At 67.9% G+C, this 25,225-nt stretch carries 27 protein-coding genes; 17 read left to right on the forward strand and 10 right to left on the reverse strand.

From position 1 onward, the window contains the following. Positions 1-23: 23 nt before the first annotated feature. A complete protein-coding gene (locus BJ987_RS19240) occupies positions 24-971 on the reverse strand; it encodes an oxygenase MpaB family protein (RefSeq protein ID WP_209891876.1) in 948 nt (315 codons plus the stop codon). 146 nt (positions 972-1,117) lie between these two features. On the opposite strand from BJ987_RS19240, the gene BJ987_RS19245 reads away from it, so the two are divergent. From BJ987_RS19245 to BJ987_RS19260, 4 genes are all read left to right on the forward strand, one after another. Then, positions 1,118-1,768 (forward strand): TetR/AcrR family transcriptional regulator, encoded by a 651-nt coding sequence (locus BJ987_RS19245; protein ID WP_209891878.1) that lies wholly within the window; start codon positions 1,118-1,120, stop codon positions 1,766-1,768. Positions 1,769-1,901: 133 nt separating this feature from the next. Then, positions 1,902-3,122 carry a cytochrome P450 gene (locus BJ987_RS19250; protein WP_209891879.1) on the forward strand — a complete coding sequence of 407 codons (1,221 nt, stop codon included), beginning with the start codon at positions 1,902-1,904 and terminating at the stop codon, positions 3,120-3,122. A 246-nt stretch (positions 3,123-3,368) separates the two neighbouring features. After that, positions 3,369-4,562 (forward strand): Cmx/CmrA family chloramphenicol efflux MFS transporter, encoded by a 1,194-nt coding sequence (locus BJ987_RS19255; RefSeq protein WP_209891880.1) that lies wholly within the window; start codon positions 3,369-3,371, stop codon positions 4,560-4,562. 151 nt (positions 4,563-4,713) lie between these two features. Next, complete coding sequence (locus BJ987_RS19260) at positions 4,714-5,589, forward strand: bile acid:sodium symporter family protein (protein WP_209891882.1); 876 nt, start codon at positions 4,714-4,716, stop codon at positions 5,587-5,589. On the opposite strand, the gene BJ987_RS19265 is transcribed toward BJ987_RS19260, so the two are convergent. Together BJ987_RS19265 and BJ987_RS19270 are read right to left on the reverse strand one after the other, a co-directional pair. Beyond that, positions 5,590-6,222 (reverse strand): LppP/LprE family lipoprotein, encoded by a 633-nt coding sequence (locus tag BJ987_RS19265; protein ID WP_209891884.1) that lies wholly within the window; start codon positions 6,220-6,222, stop codon positions 5,590-5,592. Between the two features lie 105 nt (positions 6,223-6,327). Then, entirely contained in the window at positions 6,328-7,773 is a 1,446-nt protein-coding gene (locus BJ987_RS19270; protein WP_307869675.1) for an aminotransferase-like domain-containing protein, read from the reverse strand. A gap of 121 nt (positions 7,774-7,894) precedes the next feature. On the opposite strand from BJ987_RS19270, the gene BJ987_RS19275 reads away from it, so the two are divergent. From BJ987_RS19275 to BJ987_RS19310, 8 genes are all read left to right on the forward strand, one after another. Next, positions 7,895-8,773 (forward strand): nitrilase-related carbon-nitrogen hydrolase, encoded by an 879-nt coding sequence (locus BJ987_RS19275; protein WP_209891887.1) that lies wholly within the window; start codon positions 7,895-7,897, stop codon positions 8,771-8,773. Continuing rightward, positions 8,770-10,191, forward strand: coding sequence for a dihydropyrimidinase (gene hydA, locus BJ987_RS19280; protein WP_209891889.1), 1,422 nt, complete (start codon positions 8,770-8,772; stop codon positions 10,189-10,191). Before BJ987_RS19275 ends, hydA begins: the two co-directional genes overlap by 4 nt. A gap of 15 nt (positions 10,192-10,206) precedes the next feature. Then, complete coding sequence (locus tag BJ987_RS19285; protein ID WP_209891892.1) at positions 10,207-11,244, forward strand: TIGR03842 family LLM class F420-dependent oxidoreductase; 1,038 nt, start codon at positions 10,207-10,209, stop codon at positions 11,242-11,244. Beyond that, positions 11,241-12,131, forward strand: coding sequence for an ABC transporter permease (locus BJ987_RS19290; protein WP_209891895.1), 891 nt, complete (start codon positions 11,241-11,243; stop codon positions 12,129-12,131). The genes BJ987_RS19285 and BJ987_RS19290 overlap by 4 nt, the downstream gene beginning before the upstream one ends. Before the next feature lie 164 nt (positions 12,132-12,295). Next, entirely contained in the window at positions 12,296-13,141 is an 846-nt protein-coding gene (locus tag BJ987_RS19295) for an ABC transporter ATP-binding protein (RefSeq protein ID WP_307869676.1), read from the forward strand. Next, positions 13,138-13,908 (forward strand): ABC transporter permease, encoded by a 771-nt coding sequence (locus tag BJ987_RS19300; RefSeq protein ID WP_245366040.1) that lies wholly within the window; start codon positions 13,138-13,140, stop codon positions 13,906-13,908. The genes BJ987_RS19295 and BJ987_RS19300 overlap by 4 nt, the downstream gene beginning before the upstream one ends. Next, positions 13,905-15,047, forward strand: a complete 1,143-nt coding sequence (locus tag BJ987_RS19305; protein WP_209891898.1) for an ABC transporter substrate-binding protein — start codon at positions 13,905-13,907, stop codon at positions 15,045-15,047. The genes BJ987_RS19300 and BJ987_RS19305 overlap by 4 nt, the downstream gene beginning before the upstream one ends. After that, positions 15,044-16,357, forward strand: a complete 1,314-nt coding sequence (locus BJ987_RS19310; protein WP_209891901.1) for an aspartate aminotransferase family protein — start codon at positions 15,044-15,046, stop codon at positions 16,355-16,357. Before BJ987_RS19305 ends, BJ987_RS19310 begins: the two co-directional genes overlap by 4 nt. A 3-nt stretch (positions 16,358-16,360) precedes the next feature. On the opposite strand, the gene BJ987_RS19315 is transcribed toward BJ987_RS19310, so the two are convergent. Continuing rightward, a complete protein-coding gene (locus BJ987_RS19315) occupies positions 16,361-16,864 on the reverse strand; it encodes a nitroreductase/quinone reductase family protein (RefSeq protein ID WP_209891904.1) in 504 nt (167 codons plus the stop codon). Positions 16,865-16,960: 96 nt separating this feature from the next. Here BJ987_RS19315 and BJ987_RS19320 point away from each other — a divergent pair, with 96 nt between their 5' ends. Together BJ987_RS19320 and BJ987_RS19325 are read left to right on the forward strand one after the other, a co-directional pair. Further along, entirely contained in the window at positions 16,961-17,320 is a 360-nt protein-coding gene (locus BJ987_RS19320) for an arsenate reductase family protein (RefSeq protein ID WP_209891907.1), read from the forward strand. A gap of 21 nt (positions 17,321-17,341) precedes the next feature. Continuing rightward, complete coding sequence (locus tag BJ987_RS19325) at positions 17,342-18,022, forward strand: TIGR00266 family protein (RefSeq protein ID WP_209891910.1); 681 nt, start codon at positions 17,342-17,344, stop codon at positions 18,020-18,022. 245 nt (positions 18,023-18,267) lie between these two features. Here the strand turns inward: BJ987_RS19325 and BJ987_RS19330 are convergent, their stop codons facing one another. Further along, positions 18,268-18,774 (reverse strand): NUDIX hydrolase, encoded by a 507-nt coding sequence (locus tag BJ987_RS19330; RefSeq protein ID WP_209898718.1) that lies wholly within the window; start codon positions 18,772-18,774, stop codon positions 18,268-18,270. A 90-nt stretch (positions 18,775-18,864) separates the two neighbouring features. Here BJ987_RS19330 and BJ987_RS19335 point away from each other — a divergent pair, with 90 nt between their 5' ends. From BJ987_RS19335 to BJ987_RS19345, 3 genes are all read left to right on the forward strand, one after another. After that, positions 18,865-19,245, forward strand: a complete 381-nt coding sequence (locus BJ987_RS19335; RefSeq protein WP_209891913.1) for a nitroreductase family deazaflavin-dependent oxidoreductase — start codon at positions 18,865-18,867, stop codon at positions 19,243-19,245. A gap of 173 nt (positions 19,246-19,418) precedes the next feature. Further along, positions 19,419-20,195, forward strand: coding sequence for an SDR family oxidoreductase (locus BJ987_RS19340; RefSeq protein ID WP_209891916.1), 777 nt, complete (start codon positions 19,419-19,421; stop codon positions 20,193-20,195). After that, the gene (locus BJ987_RS19345) at positions 20,192-20,656 is read left to right on the forward strand and encodes a nitroreductase family deazaflavin-dependent oxidoreductase (RefSeq protein WP_209891919.1); all 465 of its coding nucleotides are present in this window, start codon (positions 20,192-20,194) and stop codon (positions 20,654-20,656) included. The genes BJ987_RS19340 and BJ987_RS19345 overlap by 4 nt, the downstream gene beginning before the upstream one ends. A 63-nt stretch (positions 20,657-20,719) precedes the next feature. Here the strand turns inward: BJ987_RS19345 and BJ987_RS19350 are convergent, their stop codons facing one another. The 5 genes from BJ987_RS19350 to BJ987_RS19370 form a co-directional block, all read right to left on the reverse strand. Then, positions 20,720-21,628, reverse strand: coding sequence for a LysR family transcriptional regulator (locus BJ987_RS19350; RefSeq protein WP_209891922.1), 909 nt, complete (start codon positions 21,626-21,628; stop codon positions 20,720-20,722). A gap of 83 nt (positions 21,629-21,711) precedes the next feature. Further along, a complete protein-coding gene (gene yidC, locus BJ987_RS19355) occupies positions 21,712-22,587 on the reverse strand; it encodes a membrane protein insertase YidC (protein WP_209891925.1) in 876 nt (291 codons plus the stop codon). A gap of 82 nt (positions 22,588-22,669) precedes the next feature. Beyond that, positions 22,670-22,969 (reverse strand): DUF6412 domain-containing protein, encoded by a 300-nt coding sequence (locus BJ987_RS19360; protein WP_209891928.1) that lies wholly within the window; start codon positions 22,967-22,969, stop codon positions 22,670-22,672. A gap of 51 nt (positions 22,970-23,020) precedes the next feature. Then, complete coding sequence (locus BJ987_RS19365) at positions 23,021-23,824, reverse strand: helix-turn-helix domain-containing protein (protein ID WP_209891931.1); 804 nt, start codon at positions 23,822-23,824, stop codon at positions 23,021-23,023. 169 nt (positions 23,825-23,993) lie between these two features. Next, a complete protein-coding gene (locus BJ987_RS19370) occupies positions 23,994-25,217 on the reverse strand; it encodes a PucR family transcriptional regulator (RefSeq protein WP_209891933.1) in 1,224 nt (407 codons plus the stop codon). Between the last annotated feature and the right edge of the window lie 8 nt (positions 25,218-25,225).

Genomic DNA, 25,225 nt, shown 5'->3' on the forward strand with positions numbered 1-25,225 from the left:
TTCGGGTGTGGCTATCCGCCGGTTCACCCGGCGGCGGAGACCACCCGGCGGTTGAGTGTTCCGTAGCGGGCGCGCGCTTGCGCGGGCGAGCGGGTTTCGGGGTTGGCGGGTAGTTCCTGCTTCACGTGCTGTTCCAGGATCTTGCCCGCGGTGGGAGCGATGAGCGGGGCGGCCAGAATCAGGCCGCGCTTGTCGAACAATGTGAACAGCCACACCAGGATTCGGCCGGCCGGACGCACCAGCAGGTCGATGACGCGCCACTGGTCGAAGCGGCCGAGGCGGCGCATCCAGGCGGGCAGGGTGGCGATGGAAGCCGTCGCCAGCAGGCGTGCGCCGATCGCGTAGGTCCAGCCGGCCCCGTGCTTCGGGGAGGTGAACAGCATCTGGTGCATGCCGTCGAGCGCGCGCTCGGTGGTGCACAGGCGCGGGCGCACCGTGTCGAAGTACTCCTGGATGCCCTCGCGGGTGCGCGGGACATCGCGGGGATCGCAGGTTTGCAGTTCGGCGGCGATCGCGCATTCCTCCCAGTAGCGATTCTCCTCCTCCGTGCTGAGCCGGCCCGGACCGAACATCTCGTAGGCCTTGAGCACCGAATGCCAGCCGGTGAGGTGGATCCACAGCTGGGTGTCGGGATTGTTGGGGCTGTACCGGCGGCCGGTGACCGGTTCGATGCCGGTCGAGCGCGAGTGCAACTCCATCAGGTGCTCGGACGCTCTGATCGCGGTCGGTGTATCGCCGATCGCCACGATCAGGAAATACGCGAAGGTCATGTCGAGGCGGTGGCGCGGATCGGAGTAGATCTTCGCCGTGTCCGAGACCGACGCGGTCAGGAACGGGTCGAAGAACTCGAGGGCCACCGCGCGCTGGAATCCGATCACGGCGGTCGGTGCGGTCCAGATCTTCCAGCTCGGGGAATCGGGCCCGAAGAAGCCGTAATCCTCCCGTCGGAGCGTGGTCGGATCGAAGGTCATGGTGACTCCTCTGCGGTTCCAGCTAATACAACGCCACCGTAGCAATTGTCCCGACCGAATACAACGGGTGCGTAGCTTTGGCTCGGACCGCGCTACAGAACGCGGCCACGAACTGGCAGGATGGGTCCGATGGAGGCGAAGCGGCAGTGAGCACATCTCGATCCACGCAACGTCCGCGCCGGCGATACGCGGCCCGATTGCCGGCCGAGCAGCGCCGCGTCCAGCTGCTGGACGCGGCGTTCGCGGTGCTCGAGCGGGTCGAGTTGCACGAGCTCAGCATGGAAGCCGTCGCCCAGCAGGCCGGGGTGGGTAAACCGGTGCTCTACACCGTGTTCAAGACCCGCGCCGAACTGGTGGAGGCATTGCTGGAACGGGAACGCGACCTGGCGCTGGAGCAGGTCGCCGATACGTTGCCGGTCGACCTGGTCGGGGCCGATCCGGTGGTGGCGGCTTCGGCGACGATCGAGGCGTTCGTGGCGGTGGCGCTGGAGAATCCGACCCGGTGGCGGCTGGTGCTCGCGGGCCCCGGCAGTGCGCCCGATGAATATCGCGACGCGATCCGCAGTTCCCGGGCGGACATCTTCGATCAGGCCGAGGCGCTGGTGCGCATGGGGCTGGCCATCGACGCGCGCTGGGCGGCAATGGATTCGGCCTTGCTGACCAATGCGCTGCTCACCATCGCCGAGATGCTCGGGCGGCTCGCGGTCAGCGAACCCGCCGAGTATCCACGCGAGCGGATCGAGGCCTTCGTGCAATCCATCGTCCAGCTGCTGGTGGGCCCGTCGGCCGACTCCTGAGCGGCGGTGCGCGGCACGCAATTTCGCGGTAGCCCCGTGGCGGAAGGGGTTTCGGTGCTTGAATCGAACGTAGAACGTGTTTCAGATCACGCTTTCGCCGTCGCTGCCGAGCGCGGACCAGTGGGAGATAGCCATGGCCACACCGTCGATACCCGCCGGATTCGATTTCACCGACCCCGACCTGTGGGCGCATCGCCGGCCGACCGAGGAATTCGCGGAGCTCCGTCGTGTCGCGCCGGTCTGGTGGTGCGAACAGCGGGACAGCGGATTCCACGACGGCGGCTACTGGGCCGTCACGAAACTCGAGGACATCAAAGAGATCTCCAGACACCCGGAGACTTTCTCCTCCGCCGAGAACTCCGCGATCGTTCGCTACACCGCCGACGTCACCCGCGAACAGCTCGATATGCAGAAGGTGATTCTGCTCAATATGGACCCGCCGGAGCACACGAAGAATCGGCGCATCATCTCCAAAGGGTTCACCCCGCGTGCCATCGAAGGCCTGTGGGGTGCGCTGGCCGAGCGGGCCGAGCGAATAGTGCACGAGGCCAAACAGTCCGGTCGCGGTGACTTCGTCGAGCAGGTCGCCTCGGAACTGCCGTTGCAGGCGATCGCCGAACTGCTCGGTGTGCCGCAGCAGGATCGCAAGAAGATCTTTCACTGGTCCAATTCGATGATCGGTTCCGACGACCCCGAATTCGCCTCCGAATCGGTGACCGCACGACTCGAACTCAGTGGTTACGCCTGGAAATTGGCCGAGGAGCGGCGACGCTGCCCGGCCGAGGACATCGTCACGCAGCTGGTGCACGCCGATATCGACGGCGAGCACCTCGGCTCCGAGGAGTTCGCGTTCTTCGTAATCCTGCTGTCGGTGGCGGGCAACGAGACGACGCGTAATTCGATCACCCACGGCATGAAAGCTTTCGTCGACCACCCCGCGCAGTGGGAGCTGTACAAGGCCGAGCGGCCGCGCACCGCACCGGATGAGATCGTCCGCTGGGCCACGCCGGTCACCGTGTTCCAGCGCACGACGACTCGGGATGTCGAACTCGGCGGCCGGTTGATCAAAAAGGGTCAGCGGGTCGCGATGTTCTACAGCTCGGCCAATTTCGACGAGGACGCGTTCACCGATCCCTTCACCTTCGACATCCTGCGCGACCCCAACCCGCACGTCGGTTTCGGCGGGGCCGGGACGCACTACTGCGTCGGCGCGAATCTGGCCCGGCTGGTGATCGACCTGATCTTCCACGCGATCGCCGACACCATGCCCAACCTGCGCCAGCTCGCCGAGCCGGAGCACTTGCGCTCCGGTTGGCTCAACGGCATCAAACACTGGGAAGTCGCCTACGAATAGCGCCCGGGCGGTTGTTAGGGTGGTGGCGTGAATTCTCCGGAGGCGTCCAGGCGATAGCCGCTCGGCCTGTGGCCGGGCGGCGTTGTGAGTGTGGTTTCCGCGGGTCGCCGAGCGACCGGCGGTGTTCGCTGTCTCCCAACGCCGGATGATGTCGCTTCTTGCGATCGGATGCTGAGTCGCCCGATTCCGCAATCATCTCGGGTGCCGCCGTTGTGCCGGTGGTGCCCTGGTTTCCGGGAGTTTGTCATGCCCATTGTGGTGTTCGTGCTGGCTGTCGCGGTGTTCGCGCAGGGCACGTCCGAATTCATGGTGTCTGGATTGCTCGAGCAGATCGCGGGCGATATGGGGATATCCCTAGGGGCGGCGAGTTCGCTGACCTCCTTGTTCGCGGCCGGCATGGTGTTGGGTGCGCCGGTGATGGCGATGACGGCGGGGCGGTTGCCCGTCAGATATTCGGCAGCGGGGTTCTTGGGAGTGTTCTGTGCGGCTCATGTAGTCGGCGCTCTCACAACCGGATTCGAAGCGTTGCTGGTGACTCGCGTAGTCGCGGCGGTCGCCAACGCCGGATTCTTGGCCGTCGTGCTGGCGGCGCTGCCGCGGTTGGTCGGGGCGACGGAAGTGGGGCGCGCGACTTCTGTGGTGGTGTCCGGGGTGACGGTGGCGTGTATCGCCGGTGTTCCCGCGGGCACTGTGTCGGGGCAGGTGTGGGGATGGCGTTCGGCGTTCTGGGCCGTCGCCGTGATCAGCGCGGCAGTGCTTGTGCCGGTGTGGATTCTGCTCGGCCGCGGCATGGGCGACGCGGGTCGCCCGGACGGGCGAGCGCCGTCGATGCGGCGTGAATGGTCCGCGCTGTCCCAGCGGCCGGTGCGGGTCGCCGTAGTGGCCGGAATCCTGGTCAACGCAGCCACTTTCGCCGGGTTCACCTACCTCGGCACGATCACCGTCGGCGTCGCCGGAGCCGGCCCGTGGGTGCCGCTGGCGCTGGCGTTGTTCGGTCTCGGATCGTTCGCCGGTGTCACGCTCGCCGGTCGCTACAGCGACAACCATGGTCGCCGGATCATCACCGCCGGAACCATTGCGCTCGTGGGCGTTTGGCTGCTGGCCGCGCTGGCCGCGCACATGCTGACCGGCGTGCTGGTCATGTCGGTGGTGACCGGTGCGGTGGCGTTCGGCGTCGGGTCGACGCTCATCGCGACAATTGTGCGGACCGCCGCGCCGACCGCCCCGCGCATCGCCGGCGCCCTGGCGACCACCGCCTTCAATATCGGTGCCGTTCTCGGCCCGGTCACCGCCGGTGTGGTGGTCGATTACACCGGTCGTCCCGCTACGGCCTGGTGGTGCGCCGCGGTCTGCACGACCGCGGCGGTGGGCGTGATCCTGGCGGCGCACCGTAGGCGCGGCACGATCCGAGCCGAGCGGGGACAAGTGGACGCACACTGACGCACCGCTTCCGGCGAAACGTCGGGCCGCGCCCCTGGACTCCCGCTGGACCGCAGCGGGCTTAAGCCGGTGTTCGGGTCGCGGCGGGGCGATGGTGTGGGACGGACGGGTCCGCTATGTTCGATCGGTCGCTGGGTGAGAGGAGATCGGTATGGGTTCAACGGTTTTCGCGGTGCTGCTGCCGATCGCGCTGGCGCTGATCATGTTCGGGCTCGGGTTGACCTTGACGGTCGACGATTTCGTCCGGGTGCTGCGGTATCCGAAGGCGGCGGTGGTGGCGCTGGCGTGCCAGATGGTGCTGTTGCCCGCGGTGTGTCTCGGGTTGATCTATCTGTTCGGGCTCACCGGGGCGCTGGCCGCCGGGATGATGCTGCTGGCGGCGTCGCCGGGTGGGCCGTCGGCGAATCTGTTCAGCCATATCGCCGGGGGCAATGTGGCGCTGAATATCACGCTGACGGCGGTCAATTCGGTGCTGGCGGTGTTCACGATGCCGTTGGTGGTCGCCTTGTCGTTCAGTCTCTTCCTCGACGACGCGGAATCCATCGGCCTGCGCCCGGACAAGTTCGCGCAGGTGTTCGCGATCGTGCTGGTGCCGGTGGCGATCGGAATGTTCGTGCACCGCCGGTTCACCGGCTGGGCCGAGCGGATGCGCGGCAAGGTGAAGGTGCTCTCGATCGTCGTGCTGGCGCTGGTGGTGACCGCGGCGGTGGCGAAGAATTTCGAGACGCTCACCGAGAACATCGGGCGCCTGGCCGCGATCTGCCTGGTGTTCGCGGTGCTCAGCCTGGCCGTCGGGTACTTCGTGCCCAAACTGCTGCGGGTCGACGAGGACCAGGCGATCGCCTCGGCCATGGAGATCGGAATTCACAACGGCGCCATCGCGATCGCGGTAGCGGCGACGGTGCTGCAGAACGACGCGATGGCGGTGCCGGGCGCGGTATACGGCGTGCTGATGAACATTCCGGCCGCCGCGGCCGCCTACCTGCTGGCCCGGCGGCGGGTGCCGGAACCGGCGGCGACCGTCTGATCACTCGGGCGGCGGGAACTGGCCCCGCGCGGTCACCGTGGTGCCGTTCAAGCTGAAAGTGACCACGCTGGGCCCACCCGTCGGGCAGCACAGGGCGTCCGTCGGCAGTGGCCAGCGGTATTGCACCTGAACGGTATCGCGGGTCTTACCCAGCACGTGGGTGTAGGCATAGGGCTCTTCGGACGCGGTGCCGAGGTACTTCCCACCGGTGAAGAAGAGGATGTGCGTGGCGGGGTGGATACCCGTGCCCTCCACCGTCATCCAGGACAGCACCCCGGAGCAGCCGTCGGAGATCAAGTCCGCACTGGCGCCGGGAATGATCCACTCCGTGGCCGGTTCGGCCGCGGTCACCCGGGCGAAGGCGGACTGTGCGAGTTCGGAATTCACGTCGAAGCAATAGCCGTGGCCGCTGCCCGGCTGGGCCGCTGCCGGGGTCGAGGGTTGGGCGGCTACCGGCGGAGCCTCGGGCGTGGTCGGGTTGATCGCGGTGCTGATCTGGGGCGTGGCTGGGCTGACGCTCGCCGGGCGAGACGGTGTTCCGGGGGCGGAGGGTGGCGACGGGTTTTCGCCACAGCCGGTCACGGCGACACCGAGGCCCGCGGCGAGGACGACCAGCACCGGTTTGATGCCCATGTTTTCCCTCGATCACGTCCGATGGGGAGAGCGTTACCCCTGCTGGTGAAATCGCGATGCGGACGGACGGTGTTACCGGACAGCGTTACTCGGCGCGGCGACCCGTCATGGTCGCCGGACGCGGCGATAGGTGGGGGCGGCAACGGTGGCGGCGGCCAATTCGGTTGCCAGCCAATCGACATCGATGCCGGCCAGCGGGGAAACGGTGAGCCGGAGATGATCCGAGGCGGGCTGATCGCCGACTTCGAACGGTCCGCCGGGTGCGACCTTGATACCGGCGGCGGCGAGGGAGATCATGGCGGCGTTCTCGTCGGCGACGGGCAACCACAGGTTGATGCCGTCACCGCGCGGGACGACGACGCCCTTCTTGGCCAGCGCGCGCCGGAGTTCGCCGGCGCGCCTGCGGTATTCGTCGCGGGCGGCGGTGACGGCACGGACGGATTCCTGGTCGCCGAGCATGGTCAGCAACACTCGCTGCAGCAGGCGGCTGGTCCAGCCCGCGCCGAGCATGCGGCGTTCGATGACCGGGTCCAGCAGCTCGGCGGGACCGCCGGCGACGGCCAGGCGCAGATCGGCGCCGTGGGATTTGGAATACGACCGCACGTGCACGGTGCGCCGCGGCAGCCGAGCGCCCAGCGAACGCAGTGCCGCCGCGGCGATGCCCGCACTGTGATCGTCCTCGATGACAAGAACTCCGGTGTCGCGCAGCACGTCGGCGAGTTCGCGGACGCGCCGCGCCGTCAGGGAGACTCCGGTGGGGTTCTGTGCCCGCGGCTGCATCAGGAAGACGGTGGCCCCGAAGTCGGCGACCGCGCGGGCGAGGTCACTCGGCAGTGGGCCGGACGCGTCGAGATGAACCGGGACGGGCCGAGCGCCGAGCCGGGCGAGCAGATCCAGAAATGGTGGGAAGCAGGGGTCCTCGACCGCGACGGTGTCGCCCAGGCCCACATGGCCGGCCAGCAGCCGGTCGATGGCGTCCAGCGCGCCGTCGAACACGGCGAGCCGTTCGGGCCGGAACGGCCAGTCGGCCCGGACCGTTGCCGCCAGTTCGGGCAGCACGGCCTCCCCGAGATAGTCGGCGGCGAGGTCACCGGCCTCGTGGTCGGTGATCTCGCGCAGCGCGGCCGCCAGGCCGGGTAGCAGTGCCGGATCAGGGGTGCCGCGCGAAAGGTCGACCCGGAAGGCGTCGTCGGAGGGGGGATGCAGGCGTTGGTAGCGTCCGGCCGGTCGACTGGCCACGGTTGCGGCAGGTTCGCCGACGAAGGTGCCCGCGCGCCCGCGCGCGATGATCGCTCCGGTAGCCGCCAGTGCCCGCCAAGCCTGGTTGACGGTGGCGGGGGAGACCCGCAGTTGCTTCGCGACCTCACGCACCGTAGGCAGCCGGGATCCGGGAGGCAAAGCGCCGGAACGGATTCGACGACTGATCCCGGCGGCGATGCCCGCCGGGGTGCGATCGTCCAGATCGGCGGTGAGCTCGGACAGCGACATGAGCGCGACCGGCGGCACCCCGTCGGGAAGTGCGCCGTCCATGCTCGCGCGTTCGATCGTCACGGCTCAATTCTGCGACAGCCACGGTCCGGCAACCGGCACCGGCCCCAGGATTTACCGCGCCGAAATTGTTTCCGCGCAGTTGTAACACATTGGACCTGCTTCAGGGTGCACGATAACAATCATGCCAACCGAGCTCACCCAGCCCGCCGGCTCCGGCGGCAACCGTCCCCCTGTCCGAGCCGCGCTCGTCCAGACGAACTGGACCGGCGACAAAGAGTCGATGATCAAAGTGCACGAGGATTACGCGCGGCAGGCGGCCGCGCGGGGAGCGCAGGTGATCTGCTTCCAGGAGCTGTTCTACGGGCCCTACTTCTGCCAGCAGCAGGACACGAAGTTCTACGCGTACGCGGAGTCGGTCCCCGGACCGACCACGGAGCGATTCGCCGCGCTGGCAAAGGAATTGGGCATGGTGATGGTCCTGCCCGTCTATGAACAGGAACAGCCGGGGGTGCTCTACAACACCTCGGCCGTGATCGATGCCGACGGCAGCTACCTGGGTAAATATCGCAAGCACCACATCCCGCAGGTCAAGGGTTTCTGGGAGAAGTTCTATTTCCGGCCCGGCAATCTCGGCTGGCCGGTGTTCGACACCGCGGTCGGCAAGGTGGGTGTCTACATCTGTTACGACCGGCACTTCCCGGAAGGCTGGCGGGCACTGGGTCTGGCCGGGGCGGAAATCGTGTTCAACCCCTCGGCGACCTCGCGGGGTCTGTCGGCCTACCTGTGGAAGCTGGAGCAGCCCGCGTCGGCGGTGGCCAACGAGTACTACATCGGCGCGATCAACCGGGTCGGGGTGGAAGAGTTCGGGGACAACGACTTCTACGGGACCAGTTACTTCGTGGACCCGGAGGGCAAGTTCGTCGGTGAGGTCGCCTCCGACACCGACCCGGAACTGGTGATCCGCGACCTGGACATGGATTTGCTGAAGGTGGTGCGCGACCGGTGGGCGTTCTATCGCGATCGCCGGCCGGACGCCTACGGACCACTGCTGGAGCCGTGATGACTACTTTCATCCACGGCGGCACCGTGGTCTCCGCCACCGGCTCGCAGCTGCTCGACGTGCTGATCGACGGCGAGACGATTGTCGCTGTGCTGCAACCCGGTTCGACCGCGCTGGGCGCTGACCTGCGCGGCTCCGCCGAGACCGTCATCGATGCCACCGGCAAGTACGTGATCCCCGGCGGCGTGGACGGGCACACGCATATGCAGCTTCCCTTCGGCGGCACCGAAGCCTCCGACACCTTCGAGACCGGCACCCGCGCCGCGGCCTGGGGCGGTACCACCACGATCGTCGACTTCGCCGTGCAGAAGCCCGGGGAACGGGTGCAGGACACCCTCGGCCTGTGGCATCAGAAGGCGGCCGGGAACTGCGCCGTCGACTACGGATTCCACCAGATCATCGGGTCGGTCGACGACGAATCCCTGAAGGGCATGAGCGAACTGGTGTCCGAGGGCGTTACCAGTTTCAAGCTGTTCATGGCATATCCCGGGGTCTTCTATTCCGATGACGGCCGGATTCTGCGGGCCATGCAGACCGCGGGGGAGCTCGGCGCGCTCATGATGATGCACGCGGAGAACGGCATCGCCATCGACGTGCTCGTCGAACAGGCTCTCGCCCGCGGCGACACGGCGCCCTACTTTCACGGCACCTCCCGTCCGTGGCAGATGGAGGAGGAGGCCACCCATCGCGCGATCATGTTGGCGCAGTTGACCAATGCGCCGCTCTACGTCGTGCATGTGTCCGCCAAGCAGGCGCTGGAACAGATCGCCACCGCGCGCGGCAACGGGCAGAACGTCTTCGGCGAGACCTGTCCGCAGTATCTGTACCTGTCGCTCGAAGAGCAGTTGGGCGCACCGGGTTTCGAGGGCGCCAAGTGGGTGTGCTCGACTCCGCTGCGGTCTCGGGCCGAAGGACATCAGGACGAGTTGTGGCGCTACATCCGCACCGGGGATGTCGCCACGGTGAGTACCGACCACTGTCCGTTCTGCATGAAGGATCAAAAAGAGCTGGGACGCGACGATTTCAGCAAGATCCCCAACGGCATCGGCGGCGTCGAACACCGGATGGACTTGATGTTCCAGGGTGTCAAGAACGGCTGGATCTCACCGGAACGCTGGGTGGAGGTCTGCTGCACCACGCCGGCCCGGATGTTCGGCATGTATCCACGCAAGGGCGTGATCTCGCCGGGCGCCGACGCGGACGTGGTGATCTATGACCCCAACGGCCACACCAGCATCGGATACGACAAGACCCACCACATGAACATGGACCACTCGGCGTGGGAAGGGTTCGAGATCGACGGGCACGTCGACACGGTGCTCTCGCGCGGCCGGGTGATCGTCGACGGCGGGCGGTACCTGGGCCGCGCCGGCCACGGCCGGTACATCAAACGCGAACTCTCGCAGAATCTCATCTAGATCGGAGACGGCCGGATGGACATCGGTGTGGTGCTGCAATGCACACCCCCAGCCTCCCGTGTGGTCGAACTGGCCAGACAGGCGGAGACGCACGGCTTCTCGCACGTGTGGACCTTCGACTCGCACCTGCTGTGGCAGGAGCCGTACGTCATCTACAGCCAGATCCTCGGCGCCACAAGGAAAGTGGTGGTAGGTCCGATGGTGACCAACCCCGCCACCCGGGATTGGACGGTGACCGCGTCCACGTTCGCGACGCTGAACGACATGTTCGGCAATCGCACCATCTGCGGGATCGGGCGCGGCGACTCCGCGGTGCGAACGCTGGGCGGCAAGCCGACAACCCTTGCGACACTGCGCGAGTCCATCGAGGTGATCCGGGAACTCGGCAACGGCCGCAGCGCCCGGATCGGGGACACCCTGGTGCGGTTGCCCTGGGCGGCGGCTTCCCGGCTGGAGGTGTGGGTGGCGGGTTACGGCCCGCGCGCGCTCGACCTGACCGGGGAGGTCGCCGACGGGTTCATCCTGCAACTGGCCGACCCGGACATCACCGCGTGGACCATCGCGCGGGTCCGGGCGGCGGCCGAGCGGGCGGGCCGGGATCCCGCCGCGGTGAAAATCTGCGTCGCCGCACCGGCTTACGTCACCGACGGCTCCGCGGCCGCCCTGGCGCACGCGCGGGAGCAGTGCCGCTGGTTCGGCGGGATGGTGGGCAATCACGTCGCCGATATCGTCGCCAAATACGGTACCGGCGGCGCCGTACCGGCCGCGCTGACCGACTACATCGCGGGCCGGCAGGGCTATGACTACAACCAGCACGGCCGCGCCGGGAATACGCACGCGGACTTCGTGCCGGATGTCATCGTCGATCGGTTCTGCCTGATCGGCACTCCGGACGATCAGCTGGCCCGGTTGCGTGAGCTGGAAAAGCTCGGTGTCGATCAGTTCGCGGTGTATCTGCAGCACGACGCCAAGTCGGCGACGCTGGAGGCCTACGGCGAGTCGATCCTGCCGCGGATCGCGCTTCCGGTGGCGGCCACCGAGGTCGTCGGATGAGCGCGGCGCGCAGCAGGCTCGGGCGCGTGGCCTATCCCGCCGGCGCGCTGCTCCTGCTCGTGGCGGCATGGGAACTGGTCAAGGCGCTGGTCCCGCCGGGCGGCGTGAGCATCGGCGCCCAGCGGATCCTGCCGCGCACCACCGATGCCGCACTGCCGCATGTCTGGTCGGTGTTCACGGTGCTCGGGGAACCGGATGGCAAGCGAACCGTCGGGGCCACCCTGCTGCATACCGCGGGGTTCACCTTCGGGCTGGCCATGATGGCGTTGCTGATCGGCACCGTGATCGGTGTCGGGCTGGCGGTGCTGATGCAGCGCTTCGCGTTCGTGGAACGCGGACTGTTGCCCTACATCGTTGTCTCGCAGACGGTTCCACTGATCGCCCTGGCGCCGCTCGTCGCGGGCTGGGGCGGCAAGATCGTGATCACGGGGCAGCCGTGGCGGCCGTGGATGAGTATCGCGGTGATCGCCGCCTATCTGGCGTTCTTCCCGGTGGCGGTGGGCATGCTGCGGGGGCTGCACGCGCCGTCGAAGGCGTCGGTGGAGCTGCTGTACAGCTACTCGGCCGGCTGGTGGGACACCTTGGTGCACTTGCGTTTTCCCGCCGCCGTCCCGCACTTTCTGCCCGCGCTGCGGCTGGCCGCCGCCGCCTCGGTGATCGGCGCGGTGGTGGCCGAGATCTCCACCGGCACCGCCGGCGGGATCGGCCGGCAGATCATTGTCTTCTCCCAGCAGGCCACCGGTGATTCGTCCCGGCTGTACGCGGCCGTGCTCGCCGCGGCGCTGCTGGGTATCGCGGTCACCGCTGTGGTCGCGCTCGCCGAATTCGCGTTACGCCGCTACAGCCGTCCCGCCGGGGCCGGTCGCTCGTCAGGAGGTACTCGTTGATCGCCAAGCAACGCCCGGCATCGGCAACCGAATCACACGGGGCAGCAGCACCATTCGACATAAGTGCGACGTCTGCGCCATCGGCCGGGCGGTCCGTGCCCATACCCCCGGGCCGCAGGGCTGATGCTGGATCCGGCTCAGCGACCGCGGCTACCAACTCTGTCGTGCTGTCGACCGGAGATCCGGAAGCGGCTTCCGAGCCCGCTGCCGGTCCGGTCGCCGCGGTCCAGTTGGCAGGTGTCGGGAAGATCTTCCCGGCGGGCTCGGTCACCGCCCTGGCGGATGTCTCGCTGACCGTCGGCGCGAGCGAATTCGTTTCGCTCATCGGTCCCTCCGGTTGCGGCAAATCGACCCTGCTGCGGATCGTGGCGGACTTGGAACAGCCCTCCGGCGGTACCGTCACCGTGCACGGCAAGACCGCACGCCAGGCACGCCTGGACCAGGATTACGGCATCGCGTTCCAGCAGGCCGGGCTGCTGGACTGGCGCACCGTGCAGGCGAACGTCGAACTTCCGCTGGAGCTGCACAAGGTCCCGAAGGCCGAAAGACGCGGGCGCAGTGCGGAACTCCTGGAAATGGCCGGTCTCACCGAATTCGCCACCCGATACCCGCCCGAGCTGTCGGGCGGTATGCAGCAGCGCGTCGCGATCGCGCGGGCACTGGCGCGCAAGCCGTCGTTGCTGCTGATGGACGAACCGTTCGGCGCGCTCGACGAGATGACCCGCGAACGCATGCAGGCCGAACTGCTCCGGATCACCGCGGAGACCGGCGCCGCGGTGGTTTTCGTGACGCACTCGATTCCGGAGGCGGTATTCCTGTCGGATCGGGTGGTGGTGATGTCACCGCGTCCCGGCCGCATCACCGGCATCGTCGAAACGGGCGGCTGGGGCCGCGCCGAGACAGCGCGCGAGGCGGACGACGTGCGTTCCAGCGCACCGTTCTTCGAGGCGGTCGCCGCGGTCCGCGCGGCATTGCACGGCGGCCACGCGCCGGGGCGGGATCACCGATGACGTCGCTGAAATCGCTGCTCCCGCCGCTGCTCTTCGGTCTCGGCGGCCTCGCGCTCTGGCAGCTCCTGACCGTCGCCGCGGGCGTGCCGTCCTTCCTGCTACCCGCGCCCACCGCCATCGCCGCACAGTTCACCGAGAACTTCGCCCGGATCCTCGAAGCCGCCACCGCCACCGGCGCCAACGCCCTGGTGGGCTTGCTCGTCGGCGCGGTGCTGGGGATCGTCGCCGCGATGGTGGCGGTGCGCTTCCAGGTCGTCGACGGATTGCTCAGTCCGATGGCCGCCGCGGCCGCCGCCGTGCCGATCGTGGCGCTGGCGCCGCTGTTGAATTCGATGTACTCGACCACCACCGACACCCCGCGCCGGATGGTCGTCACGATCGTGGTGTTCTTCCCGGTGTTCGTCAGCACCGCCAAGGGGCTGCGCCAGGTACCGCAGGTGCACCAGGACCTGATGACCTCCTATGCCGCCGGCGGCTGGCAGGTCACCCGCACCGTCCGGCTGCCCGCCGCGCTGCCGTATCTGTTCACCGGACTGCGCATCGCCGCACCGGGCGCGGTGATCGCCGCGATCATCGCCGAGTATTTCGGCGGTCTGCAGAACGGCCTCGGCTCGCGCATCATCTCCGCCGCCTCGAACACCGCCTACCCCCGGGCCTGGGCGTACGTCGCGGGGGCCATGCTCGTCGGCCTGATCTTCCTCGCCGCCGTCGTTTTTCTCGAATTGCTCACCCGCAAGCCAAGGCTCGTCCTCAGGAGAACCACATGACCAGACCCACCCGGAGATTGCGCGCCTGTCTGGCGCTGGCGGTGCTCGCCGCGGCGGCACTGACCGGCTGCAGCACGACCGAGGGCGATTCGGGTACCACCGCCGACGGCCTCACCAAGGTTCGCCTGCAATTGCAGTGGTTCAAACAGGGCCAGTTCGCGGGCTACCTGGCCGCGGTCGATCAGGGCTTCTATCGAGAGCAGGGGCTGTCCGTCGAAATCCTGGACGGCGGAACCGATATCGTGCCGCAGACCGTGCTCGCGCAGGGCCAGGCCGATTACGCGGTGGCCTGGGTCCCGAAGGCCCTGGCCTCCCGGGAAGCGGGCGCGGGCATCACCGAGGTGGCGCAGATCTTCCAGCGGTCGGGCACCAAGCAGGTGGCGTTCAAGTCCGACAATATCGCCAACGCGGCGGCGCTACGCGGCAAGACCGTCGGAAACTGGGGCTACGGCAATGAATTCGAACTCTTCGCGGGCATGACCAAAGCGGGGCTCGATCCCGCTCGCGACGTCAAACTCGTGCAGCAGCAGTTCGACATGAACGCTTTCCTCGCCAAGGACATCAACGCCGCCCAGGCCATGTCCTACAACGAGTACGCCCAGCTGTTGGAGACCAAGAACCCCGCCACCGGAAAGCTCTACACCGCAGACGATTTCACCACCATCGACTGGAACGACGCGGGGGTGGCGATGCTGCAGGACGCGATCTGGGCCAACACCGCGAAACTCGCGGATCCGGGATACCAGGACCAGACCGTGCGTTTCCTGGCCGCTTCCCTGAAGGGCTGGGCCTTCTGCCGCGACAACGTGGACAAATGCCGCGACATCACGGTCGCCGCGGGCAGCACGCTCGGCGCCAGCCACCAGCAGTGGCAGATCAACGAGGTGAACAAGCTGATCTGGCCGTCACCGGCCGGGATCGGGATGGTCGACCGGGCGGCATGGGATCGAACGGTGCGGATCGCCAAGGAAACCCGCAACGCCGAAGGTGCGACCGTGCTGCGCAAGGACCCCGACCCGAGCGCCTACACCAGCGAATACGTCACCAAGGCCCTGCAACTGCTGAAAGACGGTGGAATCGATGTCACCGGAACGGGTTACCAGCCCATCCAGGTGACGCTGACGGAAGGTGGGAAATGAGCGCAGCTGATCATGTCTTCTATCCCTGGAGCGTGCAGGGTGGCCCGAATCCGCCGATGATCACGGGGGCGTCCGGCTCCTGGTTCTGGGACGAGCACGGCAAGAAGTATCTGGACTTCTCCTCCCAGCTGGTCAACGTCAATATCGGCCACCAGCATCCGGAGTTGATCGCCGCCATCGTCGAGCAGGCGCAACTGCTGGCCACCATCTCACCCACCGTCGGCAATCAGGCGCGCAGTGAGCTGGCCCGGCTGATCACCGAACGCGCACCGGGACAACTGAATCGGATCCTGTTCACGACCGGCGGCGCGGAAGCGGTCGAGCACGCGGTGCGACTGGCGCGCAGCTGCACCGGCCGGACCAAGATGCTGGCCGCCTACCGTTCGTATCACGGCGGTACGGGCACCGCGATCGGCCTGACCGGAGAACCGCGACGCTGGGGCGCGGAGCCGACCAATGTCGACGTGACCCGGTTCTTCGCGCCCTACCCCTACCGATCACCGTGGGGCACAAGCAGTCCCGAAGAGGAGACGGCGGCGGCGCTGAGTCATCTGCGGCAGGTGATCGAGCTGGAGGGCCCGAACCACATCGCGGGCCTGATCCTGGAAACCGTCGTCGGCACCAACGGTGTCCTCGTCCCGCCGCCCGGCTATCTCGCGGGCGTGCGGGCGCTGTGCGACGAGTTCGGCATCGTCTATATCGCCGACGAGGTGATGGTCGGCTTCGGCCGGGTCGGCGAGTGGTTCGCGGTCCAGGCCTGGGAGGTCGAACCCGACATCATCACCTTCGCGAAAGGCGTGAACTCCGGTTATGTCCCGCTCGGCGGCGTCCTCATCGCCGAACGGATCGCGCAACGCTACGACGACACCCTGTATCCGGGTGGCCTCACCTATGCGGGTCACCCGCTCGCCTGCGCGGCGGGTGTGGCCTCCATCGGCATCTTCGAACGCGACGGCATCCTCGACCACGTCCGGACCGTCGGGGCGGACGTGCTCGGTAAAGGCTTGCAGGAGTTGGCGAGTCGGCATCCCAGCATCGGCGAGGTGCGCGGGCTGGGGTTCTTCTGGGCGCTGGAACTGGTCCGCGATCCGGCCACCCGGGAGCCGCTGATCCCGTTCGCCGCCACCGGTGCGGCGGCCGAGCCGATGCTGCGCGTGACGGCCGCCGCCAAGGAGCGCGGCGTGTGGCCGTTCAACGCGGGCAATCGATTCCAGATCGCGCCGCCGTTGACCACGTCCGCCGATGACCTGCGCACCGGGCTGGAACTCGTCGACGAGGTGCTGGAGGTGGCCGACGAATACGTGCGCTGACCCTCACTTCGGGGTGAGCTCGATGACTACGCCGCCCAGCTTCCAGGTCTGATAGATGTCGGCCTTGACCGGGGAACCGTCCTGGGCGAACCCGATGCCGTTGAACTTGGCGTTGGTCGGGTTGTCCCGGGCGATCACCTCGAACAGCCGCATCACGTCCAGCTCGCCGGTGTGCACGCGCGGATCGAACTCGCGCGGCTTGCCGCCCATCGAGGCGGTCACCGGCGTGCCGGGGCGCAGGTTCTGCACCCAGGGCCGCAGGGCGGTGCCGATCAGGATGGCGCCGTCGTGGCGGGTGTAGGCCACGGGCACGTCGAATACCTTGCCCGATTTGCGTCCCACCACGTGCAGGACCAGTAACCGTTTGCCGATCACCCGGGACAGTCCGGGAACGCGCAGCAGGGTGCGGACGATCGAGTTGACCAGTTGCTGCCGCTTCATCAGTGGCTCGGGGCCACTGGTTGTCGGTGTGCCGAAAGGGTTTTCGGCGGGTTTGTGCTCGCTCATGGCACCAGTATCGTCCGGGCCGGCGAACGCCGCGGCGGACTCGCCCCGCCGGGCCGGCAGTCCGGCCCGCGCCGGCGCGCCTTTAATCTGGACGCCATGACGACCGAGATCTGGCACAACCCGCGCTGCACCAAGAGCCGCACCGCGATGGCGCACCTGGACGCGGCCGGGATCGACTACACCGAGCGTCGCTACCTCGACCAGCCGCCGACCGCGGCGGAGCTGCGTGACGTGCTGAAACGGCTGGGCGCCGAGCCGTGGGACATCACCCGCACCGGCGAACCGGCCGCCAAGGATCTCGGCATGGCGAGCTGGGGTCGCACCGCCGCCGATCGCGATCGCTGGATCGACGCGCTCGCCGCGAATCCCCAGCTGATCCAGCGGCCGATCGTCCTCACCCGCGACGGCGGAGCGGTCGTGGCCCGCAGCGACGAAGCACTGCGTCAGCTGGACTGAATCGCTGTAGGGTCGGCGAATATGAAGGTACAACTGCGCCACAATCCCGCCTCCACGATCGCGCGGTGCTTCCTGGCGGGCGGCGAGCCGATGCGCGTGGAAAGCGGTGCGATGGTGGCCCATTCGGCCGGCGTCACGCTGCAGGCCAAAGCCGAGGGCGGAATCCTGGCCGGGCTCAAGCGTTCGGTGCTGTCCGGGGAATCGTTCTTCGTGTCCACCTTCACCGCGCCGCCGCAGGGCGGCTGGGTGGATGTGGCGCCCGCGCTCCCCGGGGACATGCTCAACCTGCAGATCACCCAGGATCGCCCGTATTTCATCAGCCGCGGCGGGTGGACGGCCAATTCCCATGGCGTGCAGGTGGAAAGCAAATGGGGCGGCTTCGCGAATCTCTTCGGCGGCGAGGGCGGGTTCGGCTTGCGCGCGCACGGTGACGGCGAGGTCGTGGTCGGCGTGTTCGGCGCGATCGATGTCGTCGACTTGCAGCCGGGCGAGCCGATCACCATCGACACGGGGCATGTGGTGGCCTACGACCTGGCGATGAATTTCACCATCCGGCGCGCGGTGTCCGGGCGATCGATTCAGTCGCTGAAATCCGGCGAGGGGTTCGTCTTCGATTTCGTCGGTCCCGGCCGGGTGCTGCTGCAGACCCGCAATCCCGGTGCTTTCGCGGCGTGGGCCGGTTCGGTCGCTTCGACCAGCTGATATTCCCAGCGATTGCGTGGTGAGGGTTTCAACGCGAGGATGTCACCTGGAGTTCATGAGTGCGACGCGGGCAACCGGGATGCTGTGGGCTCCTGATCCTGCCCCTCGATAGAAAGACTTACTCCATGGAGATCCTCGCTGTGCTGGCCGCCCTCGTCCAGAACGTGCTCAACCTGAGCACCCTCAGCGCCGGCTGACGCACCGCGCACCACCGCAACGGCCCGCCGGTATTCCGGCGGGCCGTTTCATGCGAGGAGGTCCTCGACGATCACCCGGGTGTCGGGGACGAAGGGCCAGTTCGGGTCCGCCAGGTGCGCGCGTAGTTCGGCATCGGTCCACCACCAACCGTCGGCGATCTCCTCGGGCTGATGCCGGATCGGCCCGTCGTAACGCAGTTCATAGGCGAACAGGTGACAGCGCATGGGCTTGCCGTTCCATTCGCCGTCCCACGCGGCGGCGGCCATCGGCAACGGACTCGTGCCCGCAGGCACGACGATGCCGAGTTCCTCCGCCAGTTCCCGTACCGCCGTCTGCTCGGGATCTTCGCCCGGACCCACCACGCCGCCGGCCAGACAATCGTGCATACCCGCGAACACCATCTTCGTCTCGGTACGCCGGTGCACGTAGACCCGCGCACCGTCCGGCGAGCGGACCAGCACACCGGCGCTGGCATGCCACAGCCCCTCGCGATAGACCAGTGCCCGGTCCTCGGCACCGACGACCCGGCCCATCCGGTCATAGACCGCGATCATTTCACTCTGCTGCGGCTGGGAGTTCGGCTGCGCTGACACCGGCCGAGAGTACCGTGAGGTCAGCGCGTTCCCCGATGAGAGGACCGGCCCATGGTGCTTCCCCGCGCACTCGCGAGATTCAACCGGCACGTCACGAATCCGGCGGCGAGCCTGCTGGCCGGCCGCGTTCCGCCCTTCGGGACGATCGTGCACAAGGGCCGAAAATCCGGTCGCGCCTATCGGACGCCGGTGTGGGTGTTCGAAGACGACGGCGCCTACCGGGTCGCGCTGACCTACGGCCCGGACGTCGACTGGGTCAAGAACCTCACCGCCGCGGGCTCCTTCCAGCTCGAATGGAAAGGCCGCACCCTCGATCTGATCGAACCCGAGGTGGTGCACGACCCCGCCGCCGGCTGGGCGCCGATCGTGGTGCGCCAGGTGCTCACGGGAATCGGCGCCGAGTACTACCTGCGGGCCCGACCGGTCCGCTAGCCGCATGGCCGAGTCGGACAGCTGGAATACCCCGCTCCCCGCTCAGCCGAACGAGCGTGCAGCTTTAGCCACACTAAACGTCTGTTCGTGAATACGTCATTGCCGCAGGTCATGCGACTAGCCGATGCTGGAACTCGTTCTCCCCCAACGAAATAGCAGGAGCTGATCGCATTATGAGCGACAAATTCGCGGGCAAGAAGGCCGTCGTCACCGGCGGCACACACGGTATGGGCCTGGCGATCGTCGAGGCGCTGCTCGCTGCCGGCGCGGAGGTCGTACTCACGGGCCGCAGCGAGAAGACCCTGGCGAGCGCGCGAAACGGACTGGCAGGACGGGCGGCACACGTCGTGCGGTCCGATGCCGCGAGCATGAGTGAGATTGCCGCACTGGCAGATACCGTCCGGGACACATTGGGGCGAGTCGACTATCTCTTCGTCAACCACGGCATCGCCGAGTTCGCCGAACTCGCCGAGGTCACGGAAGCGGCGTGGGACCGGCACTTCACCATCAACACCAAGGGCGCTTTCTTCACTGTGCAGGCCTTGGCGCCGCTGCTGTCCGACGGCGGCGCCATCGTCTTCACCACGGTCGGCAACGACGTCGTCTTCCCTGGGCTCAGCGCCTACTCCGCCTCCAAAGAAGCCACCCGCGCTTTCGCCCATGTCCTCGCGGCGGAACTGCTGCCACGCCAGATCCGGGTGAACTCGGTCGCCCCCGGCTTCATCGAGACACCGACGATGGGCGTGGCCGGGCTGAGCGCGCAGGAACGCGAGGAGTTCGTGCGGCAGGGTCACGAGTCCACTCCACTGCAGCGCACCGGCACGGTCGAGGAAGTCGCCACGGCCGCGCTGTTCCTCGCCGCCGACGCCACTTTCACCACCAATGTCGAACTCGCGGTCGACGGCGGCTTCGCCCAGGGCCTGCCGGTCCCGGCCCGAGCCACGCTATGACGCAGCAGCACCTCGGTCCCACGGTGCACGACAGTCCGGATCCCTTGGTCGCCGAACACGTGCGGCGCTATCTGGCCACCGACGGGGCCAGCGGTTACCGAGAGGGTGGTGTCACCAACCTGGTGCTCACCCACCGCGGCCGTAAGACCGGAAAGCTACACCGCACCGGCTTGTTCTACGGACGCGACGACGACCGCTACATTCTCATCGCCTCGGGTTCGTCCATCACCCACACCCACCCACAGTGGTATCTCAACTTGATGGCGAATCCCGAGGCCGAGGTGCAGATTCTCGCCGAACGATTCACCGTCCGCGCTCGCGGCGCCGAAGGCGCTGAAAGACAACGTCTCTGGGGGCTGATGACCGAGCTCGCACCGGTCTATCACACCTACGAGGCCCGCAGCCGCCGGGTCATCCCGGTGGTTGTCCTCGAGCGGGGAGAATCCGCGCAACCCGGATGATCGGCCCGCACCGACGACACCCACCCGGCCCATCAGGGCTGGGCGCTCCACCCTAGGTCGCCGTCAAGATATCCGGAGGCGCTGAGGCTCTCGTCGCGCGATCCGGTGGACGGTGTCGACGAAAGCACGGACGGCCGCGGTTTCTCGCTCCGCCGGCCACAGCAACGCGTATTCGAATGGCGGCGCCTCGGTCAGCGGCAGGTAGGCTACGTCATGGCGGGTGTGGTAATCCTGTGCTGCGCGGGCGACGACGGTCATGCCCTTGCCCTCGCCGATAAAGCAGAGCGCTTCGGGGAAATGCATTTTCACCGGTAAGTGGTGGACGACGGCGCCCAGGGGCGTCCGGTGCGGATAGTGCAGGTCGCGGAAAGACTGTGACAGGCCGGAGAAAGTGATCAGCGGAGCGCGCGCGAAGTCCTCCGGCGAGGCCGAATCCTGCTGCGCCAGCGGATGTTCGGCTGGTACCAGCAGTGCCGGCGGCTCGGAGAACAGAACCGGGCCGACAGCCATGTCCGGCTCGTCGCAGGGGTATTCGCTCAGTTGTACCTGGACCTCGCCGGCTCTGATGGGCCCATAGGAGTCGACGAGCGACATTTCCCGGATCAGCACCTCGCAGTCCGGGTACTGCGCCCGAAAGGCATCGGCGGCCTGGACTACCAGTTTGCCGGACCAGGGACCGGAGAATGCCACCCGGACCGGGCCCTCGACGCGCCGCGCGGCATCGGAAGCGTTTCGAATCGCGCGTTGGATTTGGCGGCAACCGGGAAGCAACTCATCGCGGAAACGCTGTCCGACCTCCGTGAGGGTGACCTGGCGACTGGTGCGCACGAAAAGTGAGCTGCCGAGACGGCGTTCCAACTGCTTGATGGTCTGGCTGACCCGGCCAGGGGAAATCCGAAGCCGTTCGGCGGTCCGGGCGAAATGCAGTTCTTCGGCGAGGGTGAGAAACGTTTCGATCTCGTACCGCTCCACCAATACCCCTCAGTCCAACCGCAGGCCGCCCACCCTATCGCCGCCTTTCTCGCTTGTCGACAGTTCGCTCGCGGAGTTCCCGCCTAGCGGCGGCGCGGTTTCACTCCCGGTTTCGGCGCCGTCGCTTTCCGGACCACCACTTCCGTTGTCGCGGCGGCTGATTCGGCGTCCAGCCGCCGGTAGACGAAATGCTGCTGGGCCAGTGTCCACGCGTTGTTCGAGACCCAGTACAGCAGGATCGCCACCGGCAGCAACGCGCCACCGACCAGCACGCCCGCCGGGAACACCCAGAGCATGAGCGTGTTCATCATGGGTATCTGCTGTGCGGCCGGGTCCTGCCGGGCGATCGACGCCCGAGCCGTGAAATGCGTTGCGACCGCGGCGATCAGCATCAATGTGACCACGACCGCGCCCATGGCGACGGTCGGATGCCCGGCCGGCGTGCCGGACAGCGGCGCGCCGAACAGCTCGGCCTGTAGGAACGATCGCACCTCGGCGGCGTCGAAGAAATAGTTGGCGGTGGCGGCGTTCTGCTCCACCGTCATCGGCGCCGGGGTCGAGCCGAACGGCAGATGTCCGGCGGTACCGGTGCGGTCGAACGAACGCAGCACGTGGAACAGGCCGAAGAACACCAAGCCCTGGCCCAGCGCGGGCAGGCAGCCCGCGAGCATGCTGACACCGTGATCTTTGCGCAGCTTCCGCGTTTCGAGGTACTGCTGTTGCTTGTCCTCGGGATATTTCTGCTGGATGGCCCGCAGCTGCGGCTGCAACCGCTGCAGCACGGCCTGCGTGCGCGCCTGTTTCACGAACGGGAACAGCAGCACCGCGCGCAGCGAGGCGACCAGGAACACCACCGCGAGCACCCAGGCCAGGCCGCTGGCCGGGCCGAGCACGGCGGCGAACGCGGTGTGCCACAACCAGAGCACAGCCGATACGGGGTAATAGACGAAATCGAACATGAGAGAGCACCTGACTGCGGGCGTGCGTGAACCGCACGGAATCGGAAATGGTCAGCGAGCCGACGACCCCGCGGGGGAGCCGTCAGGCGATGACCAGACCGGGTGCTCGAGGACGCGGACGACCGGGGGTGTCCGGATTGCTCTGCCGCAGATACGAACCACGACGGCGACGCTGCGCGGACGGCGGCGGCCCGCAGCGGGCGAGACGGACAGGCCGCAGGCGGGCCGACCGCAGCGAGACCAGCGCGAGCAGCGCGGACGCGGCGACGACACCCAGAACCGCCAGTGCGGCGGACTCGTTCGCGGGGGCCGCGAGCAGCGCCAGCGCGGGCAGCAGGCAGGCGAGAACCGCCAGCACCCTCAGCTGCGACCGCGTGACCATGAGCCCGAGCCTACCGGTTGGCCGGCGACGCGGCCGGGCGACGGCGAACGGCTAACCGCCGTTGGCGGATTGAGCGACCTGCTGCCATGCGCCGTCGCCCAGGTCCCACTGAGCGGCCCGGTTCAGGGCGGCCGGGAAGAAGCCGAAGGTGCGGCGGCAGGTCCGGGTGAGGTGGGCGGTGTCGTCGAAACCGGCGGCCGCGGCGGCGGCGGCGAGGTCGTCGCCGGCGTGCACGCGGATGATGGCCACGCGAAGGCGCAGCCAAAGAATGTAGGGGCGCAACGGAATTCCGACCTGGGCCGCGAAGAGGTGGGACAGGCGGGCGGGGGAGAGACCGACCCGGCGGGCCACGTCGGCCCCACGGATCGAGCGGTCCGGCACCAGCGTGGGCAGCACGCGCAAGGCCTCGGTGACGGCGGGGTGGCGCGCGCCGCCGGCGGGTACGGAGTTGCGCCGTAACTCGCCGATGATGGCGGCGACCTGGTCGGCCAGCGCGGCACGGGCGAGGTCGACGGGCAGCGGGTGCTGGGCTGGGGCCCAGCCACTTTCGTGCGCCCGGCGATCGGCGGCGGCCCCGGCGACGGTTTCCGGATCGAGGTAGAGGGCGGCACCGTGGTCGGCGCCCGCGTCGATGCGGTGCGGGGCGTCGGCGGGGACGATGACCTGGGTGCCGCGGTGCCGGGTGCCACTGGCGTCCATCACGGTGATCGGCGTGGACGCGGTGAGGACCTGGACGGCGTGATGGGCGTGCAGATCGGACGGGGCGATGGCGCCGCCGAATGCGAGGATGCCGGGGCGCAGCAAAGCCGTCGCGGTCCGCGCGGACACCCCATCGGTGACCAGAGCCTTCTCCATCGGACGCTCCCGGAAGATGCCGCGAATCCAGAATCGGATCCATGGCTGAGACTATCGGGACGTTCCGGGCTCGGTGCGGGTTTCGGTGAGCTGAGGGGGAATTCGCTATTCTTCGAAAAGTCCCTGGCGGAAACCCGCCAGCGATTTCCGTGCGACGCACAACGCGCGGCTAGGGCGCGAAGGACGCGGACTCGAGCCGCCGCGCGAGCCGGGCCGCGGACAGCGTCATGGCGTCGGCGGGGCGATGCGGATCGAGTCCGGTGAGTTCGTTCACCCGGGAGAGCCGATAGGTGACCGTATTGCGGTGCACATTGAGCTGGCGCGCGGTGGCCAGTTGATTGAATCCGCTGTCGACGAACACCTCGAGCGTTTCGGCGAGCATCGGCTGCGCGTCCAGCGGCGCCAGCACCGCGGCCAGTCCCGGACGGGCCGCGTCACTCACCGCGACCGTGTACTCGAACTGCAACTGGGTGCGGCGGCACAAGATATCGCGCCGACCGAGACAGCGGCCGAGTTCGGCGAGCACCCGGGCCTCGGCGTACATCGCGGGGATCTCCGCACGGCTGCGGGAAGCACCGACCCCGACCCAGTACGGCGGGGCCTGCCCGGACTGCTGGGCGGGCAGACGGGCGGTGAGGCCCGCCAAGGTGCCGGCACCGTCGTCGCCGGGCTGCAAGGGGATCAGCGCCGTCCAGCCGCCCGCGTCCAAACGCAGGAACACCCCGGGGATCGCCTCGACCCGGTGGCGTAGCGCCGAGGCGGGTCCGCCGTTGGTGCCGCACAATCGGAAGACCGCGACCAGGAACGCTTCCGCCACCGGAATCACCGGATCGTTGGCCCACTCGACCGGGTCCTGGCCGGTGAGCAGCGCGTCGGCGATGCCGCGGCGGCGTTCCAGCAGTTCCCAGCGCGGATCGTGCGAGCGCTGGGTGGCGGCCGCGGCGATCCGGGCGGTCACCAGCGTGACGTACTTCATCAGCGTCAACGACACATCCAGCAGCGCCTCGAGTTCACCCGGCCCGGCCGTCTCCCGCAATCGCTCGAACAGGAAGGTCGCGCCGAGCCGGTAGCGGTCGAGCACATCGGGCAGCGGCGTGCCGTCGCGGACCCGCTCCATCGCGATCTCGACCAGCTCACGGGTGTCTTCGTCGGAAGGTTCCGCGCCGTGACGCAGATAGTCGAAGAACAGATCCACGTTGAGTTTCGTACCGCGGGCGAAGTCGGTCTCCACCAACGACTGTGGCATCTGGTCGTAGGGCGGAAGCGCGGAGTAGAAGCCGTCGACCATCGCAGCGGCCCGCCGATGCAGTTCGTCGAAGAGACGGATGCCCGCGGGCGACGTCACGCGCACCCGGTCGGCGCCGCGGCGCGGGGCCTCGCCAGTACTACTCATCCGGACCT

Source organism: Nocardia goodfellowii (genome assembly GCF_017875645.1).
GTDB lineage: Bacteria > Actinomycetota > Actinomycetes > Mycobacteriales > Mycobacteriaceae > Nocardia > Nocardia goodfellowii.